General features: G+C 73.3%; 9 protein-coding genes, 1 pseudogene and 1 riboswitch. Of the genes and pseudogenes, 7 read left to right on the top strand and 3 right to left on the bottom strand.

Features of this window, described 5'->3' with window-relative positions; all coding sequences use genetic code 11:
- Positions 1 to 18: 18 nt before the first annotated feature.
- The 5 genes from cbiE to FB471_RS27075 all read left to right on the top strand — a co-directional run bounded on the left by cbiE (position 19) and on the right by FB471_RS27075 (position 6641).
- A complete protein-coding gene (cbiE, locus tag FB471_RS27095) occupies positions 19 to 1263 on the top strand; it encodes a precorrin-6y C5,15-methyltransferase (decarboxylating) subunit CbiE (protein WP_211358270.1) in 1245 nt (414 codons plus the stop codon).
- Positions 1260 to 2021, top strand: a complete 762-nt coding sequence (gene cobM / locus FB471_RS27090) for a precorrin-4 C(11)-methyltransferase (protein WP_142001135.1) — start codon at positions 1260 to 1262, stop codon at positions 2019 to 2021. Before cbiE ends, cobM begins: the two co-directional genes overlap by 4 nt.
- Positions 2018 to 2755, top strand: coding sequence for a cobalt-precorrin-6A reductase (locus tag FB471_RS27085; protein ID WP_142001134.1), 738 nt, complete (start codon positions 2018 to 2020; stop codon positions 2753 to 2755). Before cobM ends, FB471_RS27085 begins: the two co-directional genes overlap by 4 nt.
- On the top strand, positions 2752 to 3384 hold the full coding sequence (gene bluB / locus FB471_RS27080) for a 5,6-dimethylbenzimidazole synthase (RefSeq protein ID WP_142001133.1): 633 nt from the start codon (positions 2752 to 2754) through the stop codon (positions 3382 to 3384). Before FB471_RS27085 ends, bluB begins: the two co-directional genes overlap by 4 nt.
- Before the next feature lie 131 nt (positions 3385 to 3515).
- Positions 3516 to 6641 carry an arabinosyltransferase domain-containing protein gene (locus FB471_RS27075; RefSeq protein ID WP_246076758.1) on the top strand — a complete coding sequence of 1042 codons (3126 nt, stop codon included), beginning with the start codon at positions 3516 to 3518 and terminating at the stop codon, positions 6639 to 6641.
- Here the strand turns inward: FB471_RS27075 and FB471_RS27070 are convergent.
- Genes FB471_RS27070 through FB471_RS27060 form a run of 3 tightly spaced genes read right to left on the bottom strand, consistent with a single transcriptional unit; the run spans position 6556 to position 9994 of the window.
- Positions 6556 to 8190, bottom strand: coding sequence for a precorrin-2 C(20)-methyltransferase (locus tag FB471_RS27070; protein WP_142001132.1), 1635 nt, complete (start codon positions 8188 to 8190; stop codon positions 6556 to 6558). The genes FB471_RS27075 and FB471_RS27070 overlap by 86 nt on opposite strands.
- Positions 8190 to 8813, bottom strand: coding sequence for a precorrin-8X methylmutase (locus FB471_RS27065; protein ID WP_142001131.1), 624 nt, complete (start codon positions 8811 to 8813; stop codon positions 8190 to 8192). Before FB471_RS27065 ends, FB471_RS27070 begins: the two co-directional genes overlap by 1 nt.
- Entirely contained in the window at positions 8810 to 9994 is a 1185-nt protein-coding gene (locus tag FB471_RS27060) for a precorrin-3B synthase (RefSeq protein ID WP_142001130.1), read from the bottom strand. Before FB471_RS27060 ends, FB471_RS27065 begins: the two co-directional genes overlap by 4 nt.
- A 102-nt stretch (positions 9995 to 10096) precedes the next feature.
- Positions 10097 to 10166, top strand: a riboswitch (cobalamin riboswitch).
- A 60-nt stretch (positions 10167 to 10226) separates the two neighbouring features.
- On the opposite strand from FB471_RS27060, the gene cobN reads away from it, so the two are divergent.
- Complete coding sequence (gene cobN, locus FB471_RS27055; RefSeq protein ID WP_142001129.1) at positions 10227 to 13808, top strand: cobaltochelatase subunit CobN; 3582 nt, start codon at positions 10227 to 10229, stop codon at positions 13806 to 13808.
- A gap of 325 nt (positions 13809 to 14133) precedes the next feature.
- A pseudogene (locus tag FB471_RS36015) lies at positions 14134 to 14664 on the top strand (ESX secretion-associated protein EspG); the annotation flags it as partial.
- Between the last annotated feature and the right edge of the window lie 99 nt (positions 14665 to 14763).

The following is a 14763-nucleotide window of genomic DNA, read 5'->3' as shown; positions in this document are numbered from 1 at the left end:
TCAAGCCCCGGCGACGCGATCGCGTCGCGCGCAGAGCCGAGGGGAAACCGGCAGGTGGTCGAGAAAGTCACAGTGGTCGGGATCGGGGCCGACGGGTGGGCCGGGCTGCCCGAGCCGTCCCGGGCCGCGATCGACGCCGCCGAGGTGCTGCTCGGCGGCGCCCGGCAGCTCGAGCTGGTCCCGGACCGCGGAGCGGAGAAGGTGCGCTGGCCGAGCCCGTTGCTGCCGAACCTGGACGCCACCCTCGCCGCGCACGCGGGCCGCCGGGTCTGCGTACTCGCCAGCGGCGACCCGATGCTGTCCGGGATCGGCGGCACGCTGGCCCGCAGGCTCGGCGCGGACCGGCTGCGCATCCTGCCCGGGGTGTCCTCGGTGGCGCTGGCCAGGGCCAGGCTCGGCTGGTCGGCCGAGGAGACCGAGGTGGTCAGCGTGGTGGGGCGCGCGGTGCATCGGCTGGCCAGGGTGCTGGCGCCGGGCAGGCGGGTGCTGGTGCTCAGCGAGGGCTCGGCCACCCCGGCCGAGGTGGCCGAGCTGCTCACCGAGCGCGGCTACGGACCGAGCTCGCTCACCGTGCTGGAGGAGCTCGGCGGCGCGGGCGAGCGCGCGGTCACCGGCATCGCGCACGACTGGGAGCGGGCGGAGGGCGCGGCGCTGAACCTGGTCGCGGTGGAATGCGCGGCACAGCCGGGCACCCCGCTGCTGGGCACGCTGGCCGGGCTGCCGGACGAGGTCTTCGAACACGACGGGCAGTTCACCAAGCGCGACCTGCGGGCGAGCAGCCTGGCCCGGCTCGCCCCCCGGCCCGGCGAGTTGCTGTGGGACGTGGGCGCGGGCGCGGGCGGCATCGCGATCGAATGGTGCCGGGCGCACCCGGCGAACCGGGCGATCGCCGTGGAGCGCGACCCCGCGCGGGCCGAACGGATCGGCCGCAACGCTCGCGAGCTCGGCGTGCCGGACCTGCGGGTGGTCACCGGCGCCGCACCGGCGGCACTGGCCGGGCTGGCCGCCCCGGACGCGGTGTTCCTCGGCGGCGGCCTCGGCGTGCCGGGTCTGCTGGACGCCTGCTGGGCGGGGCTGCGGCCGGGCGGGCGGCTGGTCGCCAACGGCGTGACCCTGCAGGCCGAGCAGGCGCTGGCCGCCGCGTACGCCGAGCACGGCGGGGAGCTGGTCCGGATCTCGATCGAGCAGGCGGCGCCACTGGGCGGCCTCACCGGCTGGACCCCGGCGCGTGCCGTGACCCAGTGGAGCGTAGGCAAACCATGACCGTCCATTTCATCGGCGCGGGCCCCGGCGCCGCCGACCTGATCACCGTGCGCGGGCGCGACCTGCTGGCCCGCTGCCCGGTCTGCCTCTACCCCGGCAGCCTGACCCCCACCGACCTGCTCGCGAACTGCCCGGAGGGCGCGCGGCTGGTGGACACCGCCCGGCTGACCCTGGAGGCGATCCTCGACGAGCTCACCGGCGCGCATGCCCGTGGCCAGGACGTGGTCAGGCTGTGCTCCGGGGATCCGGCCGTGTACAGCGCGGTGGCCGAGCAGATGCGTCGCCTGGATGCGGCGGGCGTGCCGTACGAGGTGACCCCCGGGGTGCCCGCGTTCGCGGCCGCCGCGGCGGTGCTCAACCGGGAGCTGACCGTGCCGACCGTGGCACAGAGCCTGATCCTGACCAGGGTGCAGGCCCGGTCCACCGCGATGCCCGAGGGCGAGGACCTGGCCACCCTCGCCGCCAGCGGCACCACCCTCGCCCTGCACCTGGCGATCAACCGGATCGAGCAGGTGGTCGAGGAGTTGCTGCCGCACTACGGTGCGGACTGCCCGGTGGCCGTGGTGGCGCAGGCCAGCCAGCCGGCCCAGCGGGTGCTGCGCGGCCGGCTCGACGAGATCGCGCAGCAGGTGCGGGACGCGGGCATCACCCGCGCGGCGACGGTGTTCGTCGGCAAGGTGCTCGCGGCGGAGAACTTCCCGGACAGCTTCCTGTACTCGGCGGGCCGGGAGCGCCGCGACCAGCCGGGGCCGGTATGAGGCAGCGTCCGAGGGTGCTGGTTCTCGGCGGCACCGCCGAGGCGCGGGAGCTGGCCGCCGCGCTGGTGGGGTGCGGGGTGGCGGTGACATCCTCGCTGGCCGGGCGGGTGGCGCGACCGCGGCTGCCCGAGGGCGAGGTGCGTGTCGGCGGGTTCGGCGGCCCGGAGGGCCTTGCCCGCTGGCTGACCGAACACGCGGTGGATGCCGTGGTGGACGCCACACATCCGTTCGCCGAACGGATCAGCGCCTCGGCGCTGGACGGCACCCGCGCGGCCGGGGTCCCCCTGCTGCGCCTGGAACGGCCGGGCTGGCCGGAGTCACCGGGCGGGAGCAGGCACTGGGTGGACTCGCTGGACGCCGCGTCCGCCGCGTTGCCGGGGCTGGGCGGCAGGGTGTTCCTCACCACCGGCAGGCAGGGACTCGCCGCCTTCGCCGGGCACGACGACCTGTGGTTCCTGGCGCGGTGCGTGGACCCGCCCGCGCCACCGTTGCCACCCGCGTGCGAGGTGCTGCTCGACCGCGGCCCCTACACCGTGGCCGGGGAGACCGCGCTGATGCGCGCGCACCGGATCGAGGTACTGGTCACCAAAGACAGCGGTGGGTCGCTGACCTCGGCGAAACTCACCGCCGCGGCGGATCTCGGCCTCCCGGTCGTGATCGTCCGTAGACCGGCGCGGCAGGAGGTACGGACCGTGCGGGACGTTCGAGCGGCACTGGAGTGGGTACTGGGATGACGGGATTGGAAGCGTTCTACGAGGTGGTGCGGCGGCGCCGGGATGTACGCGCGGAGTTCACCGGGGAGCCGCTGGACGAGGAGGTGCTGGAGCGGGTGCTGGAGGCCGCGCACGCCGCACCCAGCGTCGGGCTCACCCAGCCGTGGGATTTCGTGCTGGTCACCGATCCCGGGACCCGGCAGTCCTTCGCCGAGCATGTGCGGGCCGAGCGCCAGGTGTTCGCGGACTCCCTCACCGGCGAGCGGGCCGAGCGGTTCTCCCGGATCAAGATCGAGGGGATCCGCGAGTCCAGCATGGGGGTGGTGGTCACCTACGACCCCCGGCGTGGCGCTCCGGACGTGCTCGGCAGGCACGCGATCGCCGACGCCGGCCTGTACTCGGTCTGCCTGGCGATCCAGAACCTGTGGCTGTCGGCGACCGCGGAAGGTCTCGGCGTCGGTTGGGTCAGCTTCTACCGGGAGCCCTTCCTCGCCGAGTTGCTCGGCATCCCGGACGGGGTGCGGCCGGTGGCCTGGCTGTGCCTCGGTCCGGTAACGGAGCTGGCGTCCGTTCCTGACCTCGAGCGACACGACTGGCGGCGCAGGCGGCCGTTGCGAGCGGCCGTCCACAGGGAAAGGTTTGCCCGCTAACCGGTCGGGTCGGGAGCCCGACACAAGTCCGTACTGGCTGTTGGCTAGCGTTGCCCCCGATGCGGCCAGCCATGTTCTCCAACTCCGAGGTTCTCGACGAGTCGCCCACCCCGGCGACCGCGAGAGCGGACATGGTGCCGCCACGCACCCGCCGGTGGCGTCGGCTGGCCGTCGTACTCGGCCTCGTCTCCGCCGCCTGCGCGCTGGCTTTCCCCTTCCTGCCGGTGGTGCAGGACACGGCGCGGATCAGCTGGCCCGCAGGCACCGACACCCGCCCGGTCAACGCCCCGCTGACCGGCTACTGGGCGCAGGACATGCGGGTGACCATCCCGTGCGAGACGGTGCGCTCGCTGGACGCGCGCACGCCGGGTGACGCGCTGCTGTTCTCCACCGTGCCCGATGCCCGCACCGACGAGGGCGCGGGTATGCAACTGCGAATCGACAACAACCTGCTGGTCGCGTCCAACCGCGGGGAGCAGATCGCCCGGCAACCGCTGCCACCGCAGGGCTGCCAGGTCGACGTCGCCTCGGACGCCACGAGGACGACGGTGAGCGTGGCTGGCACGCCGATCCACGACGAGGACGGGGACGTCCGACCGCGGGTGGTCGGCATCTACTCCGACATCGACTCGGGCGCTGACCCCACCGCGGGTCTGGACGTGTCGATCACCCCGGACACCCGGTACCAGTCCTCGCCCACCACGCTGAAGATCGTCATCGGGGTGCTCGGGGTGCTGGCCCTGCTCGGTTGCCTGATCGCGGTGAACCGGCTGGACAGCGGGGTGGCCCGCAGGGCACCGCGATGGGCGCCGATCGGCTGGTGGCACCTGACCGCGCGGGACGTCACGGTGATCGCCGCGCTCGGCGTCTGGGTGTTCATCGGGCCGGTCACCTCGGACGACGGCTATATCCTGACCATGTCGCGGGTGGCCGACGAGGTCGGCTACCTGACCAACTATCACCGATGGTTCGGCGTGGCCGAGGCCCCGTTCGGCTGGTTCTACCACGTCTACGAGCTGATGACGAACGTCAGCACGGTGCCGCCGTGGATCCGGCTGCCCTCCTTCCTGCTCGGCGTGGTCAGCTGGTTGCTGATCAGCCGCGAGGTGATGCCCCGGTTGGGCAAGGAGGTCCGGGTCAGCGGCGCGGCGGCCTGGGCCGCCGCGGCGGTGTTCCTGGTCTGGTGGATGCCCTACAACAACGGTGTGCGCCCGGAGCCGGTGGCCGCGGTCGGCTCGTTGCTCGCGCTGTGCGCGGTGGAGCGGGCACTGGTCACGCGCAGGTTGCTCCCGCTGTGCCTCGGCCTGCTGGCGGCCGCGTTCACCCTGGCGGCCACACCGACCGGGTTGCTCGCCGTGGCGCCGTTCATCGTGGCCGCGCGCCCGCTGTTCCAGCTACTGCGCCAGCGCGCGAAGGCGAGCAGCTGGGTGCCGGTGCTCTCGCCGATCCTCGGTTCCGGGATGCTGGTGCTGGTGGTGGTGTTCGCCGACCAGACCTTCGCCACGGTCACCGAAGCCACCCGGCTGCGCAGCCTGGTGGGACCCAGCCTGTCCTGGTTCGAGGAACTGTTCCGCTACGAGTTGCTGTTCAGCTCCACAGCGGACGGTTCGGCCGCGCGCCGGTTCCCGGTGCTGCTGCTGATCCTGTGCACGGGTACCTGCCTGGTGGTGTTGCTGCGCAGGGGCCGCATCCCGGGCGCCGCGCTCGGACCCAGCCGCAGGCTGATCGCCACGGTGGCGCTGTTCTTCCTGCTACTGGCGCTCACCCCGACCAAGTGGACACATCACTTCGGCGCCTTCGCGGCGGTGGGCGCGGCCATGGCGGCCCTCACGGCACTGGCCGTCAGCACCACCGTGCTGCGGTCCCGGCGCAACCGGGCCGCGTTCGTCTCCGGGTTACTCGTGGTCGCCGCGCTGGCGCTGACCGGGCCGAACGCCTACTGGTTCGTCTCCGACTTCGGCGTGCCCTGGGCCGACCGGGCCCCCATGATCGGCGGGCTCGGCCTTTCCACCATCCTGCTGATCGGCGCGGCTGCCGTGGCCGTGGTCGCCTTCATCGAGAACATCCGCGCCCAGCGTCCCGGCCTGCCACCACCGCTGCCGGAAGGCAGGGGCCGCGCGCTGCGATTCGGCTCACTGTCCCTTGTGGTCGTCTGCGGCCTGGTGGCCGCGGCGGGGTTCGCCAGCATGATCGCCGCGATCACCGGGCAACACCACAGTTACAGCCTCGGCGAGGCCAATGTGGAGCATTTGTTCGGGAAGAGCTGCAACCTCGCGGACCACGTGATGGTGGAGCGGGACCCGATCTCCAGCATGCTGGCCCCGCTGCCCGCCGGGCAGCAGGCCACCGTGGAGGACGAGCCCGCCGGAGACGAATCCGCCGAACCGGGCGACCTGCCGGACAACGACGAGGGCAACGGCGCCACGCAGACCGGCTTCCACACCAGGGCCGCGTTGACCGACGACCCGATCGCCGAGCCACCGCACGGGTTCACCACCGGCACCGTTCCGATGTGGAGCAGCTACGACGAGCGCACCACCCCGACCGGCCAGTTGCGCACCGAGTGGTACGACCTGGCCGAGCGGCCCGCCGGTGGGCAGCTGGTGATGGCTGTGGCGGCGGCGCCGGGCAAGGCGACCAGCGTGCGGGTCGAGTTCGGCAGGCCGACCCCGGAGGGTATCCGGGTGGTCGGGAACAAGGAGGTGCTCGGCACGGGCGGCGGGGTCGGCGGCTGGGGCGATGTCCGGCTGAACCTGGACGAGGCCCCGCCGGGGGCGACGGCGGCGCGGATCGTGGCCGCGGACGACGACTTCACCGAGGACGGCTGGGTCGCGGTGACCGCGCCGCGGGTCCCGACCTTCACCACCCTCACCGACAAGGTCGGCGACGAACCGGTCTACATGGACTGGCCGACATCCTTCGTCTACCCGTGCCTGATCCCGGCCGCCTCGCACGACGGGATCGCCGAGGTGCCCGAGTACCGGCTGACCGCGGCCGACCTCGCGCCCGAGGCCGACTGGGCCAGCAGCAAGGGCGGCGGGCCGAACGGCTGGCTGGAGGAGGTCGCCGACCAGCCCGAGGTGCCGAGCTTCCTGGCCGACGAACCCGAGCGGACCTGGGGCCGGCTGCTGTCCGTGGAGCCGTACGCGAAGGACACCCGGGAGCCGGTGGTCACCAGGAGCCAGCGGGTCCGGCCGGGCTGGTGGTCCCCGGGCCCGGGGCCGAGCCAGCCGGACGGGACCGCGCCGACCCGCTGACCGGATCCGGGTCGTAGGAGCGCGGGGTCCACACCGTGCTGCCGCCGCCCTCCCGCGCCCGCACGCGGGTGCGGGAGGAGCCGACGATCAGCAGGCAACGCATGTCCACTTCGGACGGATCGAGGGTGCCGAGGGTGTGTACCCGCACGGACTCCTCCGGCCCGCCGACGTCCCTGGCCACCACCACCGGGGTCTCCGCCGAGCGATGCCGCAGCAGCACATCCACCGCGGCGGCGAGCTGGGTGGTGCGGCTGCGCGAGGCCGGGTTGTAGATGGCCAGCGCCAGGTCGGCCGCGCCCACCGCGTCCAGCCTGCGCTCGATGACCTCCCACGGCTTGAGCCGGTCGGACAGCGAGAGCACGCAGTAGTCGTGCCCGAGCGGCGCGCCGACGCGGGAGGCCGCGGCCTGCGCGGCGGTCACCCCGGGCAGCACGCGGACCCCGACGCCGCTCCACCGCTCGTCCTCGGCCTGCTCCAGCACCGCGGAGGCCATCGCGAACACCCCGGGGTCGCCGGAGGACACCACCGCGACCCCGGCACCGCCGCGGGCCAGCTCCAGTGCCTCGAGCGCGCGCTCGGCCTCCACCCGGTTGCCGGAGGCATGCCTGCGCTGGCCTGCCCGCTGCGGCACCTTGGCCAGGTACGGGCCGTAGCCGACGAGGTGGTCGGCCGCGGCGAGGGCCTGCTCGGCCTCCGGGGTGAGCCAGCTCGGACCCGCGGGCCCGAGCCCGACCACCACGACCTCGCCGCCGGCTCCGGTGGGTTCCCGGGGCTCCCCCGGCCGCCCGGCCGTCGCCGGGTTGCCCGCGGTCCTGGCGGCGTACGCCGGGCTGGGCACCACGGCGAGCGAGAAGTACGGCGTGCTCGCCGGGTCGACCTCGGCGAGCGGCTCCACCCGCTGGGCCTGCCAGGTGGCCCGTTCCACGTAGTAGGCATCGTCCAGCCTGCCCGCCTCGGTGAGCGCCTGGTGCACCGAGTCGAAGGTGCGGCCGAGCTTGAGCACGGCGGCGGCGTCGGTGTCGGCCAGCCTGCGCGCCAGCTCCGGCGCGGGCAGCGTGCCCGGCAGCAGGGTGAGCACCTCGTCCCGCTGCACCAGTGGCCTGCCGAGTACCGCGGAGGCCGCGCTCACCGAGGTCACCCCGGGCACGACCTGGGCACGGTAGCGGTCGGCAAGCCGCTCGTGCATGTACATGTAGGAGCCGTAGAAGAACGGGTCACCCTCGCACAGCAGCACCACGTCCCGGCCCGCGTCCAGGTGCTCGGCGAGCCGTTTCGCGCTCAGCTCGTAGAACTCGGCGATCGCGCCCTCGTAGCCGCCGGGGTGGTCGGTGGTCTCGGTGGTGACCGGATAGACCAGCGCCTCCTCCATCTGCCCCGCGCGCAGGTACGGCTCGGCCACCGAGCGCGCGATGCTGCGCTTGTGCCGCGCGCTGTGATAGGCGATCACGTCCGCGGCCTCGATCAACCGCGCGGCCTTGACCGTGAGCAGTTCGGGATCGCCGGGACCGAGGCCGACACCCCACAGGGTGCCGGTCTGCCCGCCGCCCATCACTCCACCTCCGTAGCGATCGCGTTCACCGCGGCCACCGCCAGCGCGCTGCCCCCGCGGCGCCCCTCGACCACCAGGTACGGGGCGGGTGCGCGGTGCGCCAGTTCGGCCTTGGACTCGGCCGCGCCGACGAACCCCACCGGCACGCCGATGATCGCGGCGGGTACCCCGGCACCCTCCTCGATCAGCTCGAGCAGGCGGAACAGCGCGGTCGGCGCGTTGCCGATCGCGACCACCGCACCGGCGAGCCGGTCCCGCCACAGCTCGAGCGCGGCGGCCGAGCGGGTGGTGCCCATCCGCTCGGCGAGGCCGGGCACGCTCGGCTCGGACAGCGTGCACACCACCTCGTTGGCCGCGGGCAAGCGCTTGCGGGTGATCCCGCTGGCGATCATCTCGGCGTCGCAGAGGATCGGCGCACCCGCTTCCAGCGCGGCCCGGCCCGCCTCCACCACCTCCAGCGAGTAGCGCATGTCCTCGACCAGGTCGACCATCCCGCAGGAGTGGATCATCCGCACCGCGACCACCGCGAGGTCGTCGGGCAGGATGCCGAGGTCGGCCTCGTCGCGGATGGTGGCAAAGGAGTGGCGGTAGATCTCCGCCCCATCCCGGATGTAGTCGATCACGCTGTCCCTTCCCTGTCTCCCAACGAATCCGCAAGTCCGGCAACCGGCACCCAAGCCCCGTCCACCCGGTAGCCGCCCCCGTCCGCGAGCACATCCACATGGTCGCCACGGGGTCGCCCGCACCGCCGTTCGCACCCGGCGAAGTGGGCCCGGGTCCCGGGCGGCAGCACCGGGAGCACGGCCCGCGCGTCGGCCCGGACGTCGGCGCGGGACTTCGCGCAGCCCGGCCGCCCGATGCAGGCGCTGATCCCGGCCACGGGATCCTCCGCGGCCACCACCAGCCCCGCCATGGCGAGCGGCTCGTCGTCCGCGCAGCCCGGCAGCAGCAGGGTTCGCCACGGGGTCACCACCGCCTCCGGCACCAGCTCGGCCAGCAGCCGCAGCACCGGGGCGGGCAACCTCCCGAACACCGGAGCCACGCAGGTCGCGTACCCGCCGCCGTCCCGGGCGTACCGGCCGGGTGCCGGTCCCGGCCGGGTCGGCAGGCTGACCGGCCGGCGGCGCTCGCCGAACCCCGCCACGGCCGCGACCACTCCCGCGCCCCCGTCCGGCAGTTCGCCGACCCGCCAGGCCGCCGCCTCGCCCCGTCCCCGCACGGCGAGAAAGGCTTCCGCCCCGGTGACCAGCGTCTCCACCACGCGGGCGGCCGGGATCCGTAATCCGGTGTCGGTGCCATCCAGCAGCAGGGCCCCGGTGCCTGCGTCCACCGCCCGCCAGCACAGGTCGGCGCCCTCGCCGGCCACGTCGCCGCGCCCGTCGTCCACGGCGAACAGGAACCGCCCCGGCAGCCCGGCCAGCGCGGGCCGCTCGCGGACCGCCCGGTCCAGCGCACGGACGTGTTCCCGCACGTCCAGCAGGCCACCGAAGTGGCCGCTGGCCGGTGAGGCGAGGTAGTTGCGTACCCGCTCGTGCTCCGGCGCGGGCAGCAGGCCAGCCGCCGCCAGCCGCCGCGCGAGCGCGGGCTCGTCCCTCGGCAGCCCGCGTAGCTGCACGTTCGCCCTGGATGTGAGATGCGCCGCACCATCGCCGAGCTCCTCGGCGATACCGGCGAGCGCGCGCAGCTGGGCGGCACCGATGGCGCCACCGGGCAACCGCACCCGCACCAGCGCCCCGTCGGCCGCATCGTGCGTGGCCAGCACGCCAGGGCAGGCGTCGGTGCGGGCGCGGGCAGGGATGACCATGCTCATCACTGTAAGGGGAGCCGGTAGGCATGCCGGTAGCCTCACCTTGACTCCGGTACCGCCGTGACCGGAGAGTGAACACTGACCAGCGCGTCGGCAGTGGAGGAACCCGGTGGGAATCCGGGGCCGTCCCGCGACTGTGACCGGGCGCTCACCCGGGAGCCAGGAACTCCGGCCGACGCCAGCCCGCGAGCGGGGGCGAGGACACCCCCGGGAGGAGCACCGTCGCGCCATGATCCTGTTGCTGTCCACTTCGGACACAGATCTGCTGAGTGCCCGCGCGAGCGAGGCAGGCTACCGGATGGCCAACCCGGCCCGCCTCGACCTCGCCGAGCTGCCTGACCTGCTGGCCGAGGCGCGGATCGTGGTGGTGCGCATCCTCGGCTCCGAGCGCGCCTGGCAGGAGGGGTTGGACCAGGTACGGGCCAGCGGCAAGCACGTGGTGGTGCTCGGCGGCGAGCAGGCGCCGGACGCGGAACTGATGAAACTCTCCTCGGTACCCGCGGGCATCGCCACCGAGGCGCACGCCTACCTCGCGCAGGGCGGGCCGGAGAACCTCACCCAGCTACACCGGTTCCTCTCCGACACCCTGCTGCTCACCGGGGACGACTTCGAGCCGCCCATCGAGCAACCGGCGTGGGGGGTGCTGGACCGCCCCGAGTCCCCGGCCGAGGGCCCCGTGGTCGCGATCCTGTACTACCGGGCGCATCACCTCTCCGGGAACACCGCGTTCGTGCACGTTCTCGCCGACGCCGTGGAACGCGCGGGCGGGCGCCCGCTGCCGATCTACTGCGCCTCGCTGCGCAGCCGCGAGCCGGCGATGATGGACGAGCTGCGCAAGGCCGACGCCCTGCTGGTCACCGTGCTCGCCGCCGGTGGTACGCGGCCATCGCAGGCCGGCGCGGGCGGGGATGACGAGGCATGGGACATCGCGGAGATGGCCGCGCTGGACATCCCGATCCTGCAGGCACTCTGCCTGACCAGCGACCGGGAAACCTGGCAGGACAACGACGAGGGCCTCTCCCCGCTGGACGCGGGCAACCAGATGGCGGTGCCCGAGTTCGACGGGCGGCTGATCACCGTGCCGTTCTCGTTCAAGGAGATGGACCACGACGGCCTGCCCCGCTACGCGGCGGACGCCGAGCGCGCGGGCCGGGTGGCCCGGATCGCGCTGTCCCACGCGCGGTTGCGGCACACGCCCCCCGAGCGGCGCCGGATCGCGCTGATGCTCTCGGCATACCCCACCAAGCACTCCCGGGTCGGCAACGCCGTCGGCCTGGACACCCCGGCGAGCGCGGTGGAGCTGCTGCGCCGGATGCGCGCGCTGGGCTACGACCTCGGCGCGGAGGCGTTCCCCGGGGTGGAACCCACCGGAACCGATCAACCCGACGGGGACGCGCTGATCCACGCGCTGATCGCCGCGGGCGGGCAGGACCCCGAGTGGTTGACCGAGGAACAACTCTCCGGCAACCCGATCCGCATCCCGGCCGCGCGCTACCGCGAGTGGTTCGCCGAGCTGCCCGCGGACCTGCGCGAGCAGATGACCGAGCACTGGGGCCCGGCGCCGGGCGGGCTGTACGTGGACACCACGCACGACCCCGAGGGCGAGATCGTGCTCGCCTCGCTGCGGGCGGGCAACGTGCTACTGATGATCCAGCCGCCACGCGGGTTCGGCGAGAACCCGGTGGCCATCTACCACAATCCCGACCTCCCTCCCAGCCATCACTACCTCGCCGCCTACCGCTGGCTGGAGCAGGAGTTCGGCGCGCACGCGGTGGTGCACCTCGGCAAGCACGGCTCGCTGGAGTGGCTGCCCGGCAAGACCGCCGGGCTGTCCGCCTCCTGCGCCCCGGACGCGGTGCTCGGCGACCTGCCGATGATCTACCCGTTCCTGATCAACGACCCCGGCGAGGGCGCGCAGGCCAAGCGCAGGGCGCACGCCACCATCGTCGACCACCTGGTGCCGCCGATGGCCCGGGCGGAGAGCTACGGCGACATGGCGCGGCTGGAGCAGTTGCTCGACGAGTACGCCAACATCTCCGCGATGGACCCGGCGAAGCTGCCCGCGATCCGCGCGCAGATCTGGACGCTGATCCAGGCGGCCAAGCTGGACCACGACCTCGGCGTGGACGAACGCCCGCACGACGCGGAGTTCGACGACTTTCTGTTGCATGTGGACGGTTGGCTGTGCGAGGTGAAGGACGCGCAGATCCGGGACGGGTTGCACATCCTCGGCGCGGCACCCACCGGCGAGGCGCGGGTGAACCTGGTGCTGGCCATCCTGCGCGCGCAGCAGATGTGGGGCGGCAACCAGGGCGCGGTGCCCGGCCTGCGTTCGGCGCTGGGCCTGCGCGAGGAAGCCGATTCCTCCACAGTGGACAAGGTCGAGCAGCGGGCCCGCGAGCTGGTCGAGGCGATGGAGGCCGCGGACTGGTCGGTGGACGCCGTACCGGAAGGGGAAGCCGAACCGGTGCGGCAGGTGCTGCGGTTCGCGGCGACCGAGGTGGTGCCGCGGCTGGCAGGCACCAGCGGTGAGCTGGACGCCGTGCTGCACGCGCTGGACGGCGGCTACATACCGGCCGGGCCGAGTGGGTCGCCGCTGCGCGGGCTGGTGAACGTGCTGCCGACCGGGCGCAACTTCTACACCGTGGACCCGAAGGCGATCCCGAGCAGGCTGGCCTGGGAGACCGGACAGTCGCTCGCCGACTCGCTGCTGCGGCGCTACCGGGAGGACACCGGGGACTGGCCGCGGTCGGTCGGGCTGTCGGTATGGGGCACCTCGGCCATGCGCACCGCGGGCGACGACGCGGCCGAGGTGCTGGCGCTGCTGGGCGTGCAGCCGGTGTGGGACGAGGCATCCCGGCGGGTCACCGGGATCGAGGCCGTCCCGCTGGCCGAGCTTGGCAGGCCAAGGGTGGACGTGACCGTGCGGATCAGCGGTTTCTTCCGGGACGCCTTCCCGCACGTGATCGACCTGATGGACGACGCGGTGCGGCTGGTCGCGGAGCTGGACGAGCCGGAGTCGGAGAACTTCGTCCGCGCGCACACCCGCGCCGAGCTGGACCGGCACGGGGACCACCGGCGCGCCACCACCCGGATCTTCGGCTCCAAGCCCGGTTCGTACGGGGCCGGGCTGCTGCCGCTGATGGACTCCGGAAACTGGCGCGACGACGCCGACCTCGCCGAGGTCTACGCGGTGTGGGGCGGCTACGCCTACGGCCGTGACCTGGACGGCGCGCCCGCGCGGGAGGACATGGAGAACTCCTACCGGCGGATCGTGGTGGCGGCCAAGAACACCGACACCCGCGAGCACGACATCGCCGACTCCGACGACTACTTCCAGTACCACGGCGGCATGATCGCCACCGTGCGCGCGCTGACCGGCACGGCACCGGCCTCCTACATCGGCGACAGCACGACACCGGACGCGGTGCGCACCAGGACGCTGAACGAGGAGACCGCAAGGGTGTTCCGCGCGCGGGTGGTGAACCCGCGCTGGCTCGCGGCCATGCGCAGGCACGGCTACAAGGGCGCGTTCGAGCTGGCCGCCACGGTGGACTACCTGTTCGGTTTCGACGCCACCGCGGGCGTGGTGGACGACTGGATGTACCAGAAGCTGACCGAGTCCTACGTGCTGGACAAGGAGAACCAGGACTTCCTCAGCAAGGCGAATCCCTGGGCGTTGCGCGGGATCATCGAGCGGCTGAACGAGGCCGCCGACCGCGGCCTGTGGGCCGAGCCCGACCCGGACCTGCTGGACCGGATGCGCGAGGTCTACCTGCGGATCGAGGGCGACCTGGAAAGCGAGTCGTAGGACGCGAGCGGCAAACTCGCCAACGGGAACAGCAAACTCGCCAACGCGAGCGGCAAACACGGTTACGTGGGCGGCAAACACGGTTACGGGAGCTCCCGCTCGTCGTCCACGTACACCGTGCCACGATCGGGCCGGCCGGAGTTGGTGACGGCCAGTCCGGCGATGGCGGTCATCGCGATCTCGTCGGTGTGCACTGTCATACTCGCCGACATCCCGGCCGCGGTCAGCCCTTCGGCGCCGGCCCGGTTGAACGACCCCGTGCCGCGATACGCAGGCCGCGCTGCCGCACACCGGGGCCGAGGAAGGGCTCGGCGAGCCGCGTCCGGTGCTCAGCAGCGAGGGCTACTACGTTCCCGGCTCGGCGCGTGCCGACCTGGCCCGGCTCTCCGCGCGGCGGTACGAGGAACTCGGCCTCGCCAATGGCCAGCGCCTCAGCCCGCCGTTCCGCCGGATGCTGCGCACCCTGGCCGACGGTGCCCGCAAGGCCTACTGCTGGAGCGGTTTCGCCGAACCGACCCGGGACCAGGCCGTCCTGGTGTCCGTGCGGGAGGAGCGGGCCGTGCGGCTCGTCGCCCGGGACGGGCTGGCCTGGCTGGACGCCGTGGACGCGCAGCGGTGGCCGGAGGAGTTCCTTGCCGCACTACCCGAGACCCCGCCCGCGCCGGTCCGCCCGATCAGCGTCAGCAGGGCCGAGTTCGAGGGGACCGCGCCGATGGACGTACTCGCCGAGTCCGACCCGTCCGGGAAGATGCGGGAGTGGCTGAGCGCCGAACGGGACGCGGTACACCAGTCGTACGTCCTGGTACGCGAGCCGGACGGGCGGTGCGTCCGGAGCCTGCCGCTGCCCGTGCTCGACCTCGTGGACCACGGTCGTATCCTCACCTTTCTCGGCGAGGACGAGCGCGGCCAGACGGTCATCTGCACCCTGGCGACACGGACGGGATCACCACCGCCC

Origin of the sequence: Amycolatopsis cihanbeyliensis (genome assembly GCF_006715045.1) — a bacterium.
Classification (GTDB): Bacteria; Actinomycetota; Actinomycetes; order Mycobacteriales; family Pseudonocardiaceae; genus Amycolatopsis; species Amycolatopsis cihanbeyliensis.
This window is presented reverse-complemented; position numbering and strand designations above follow the sequence as displayed.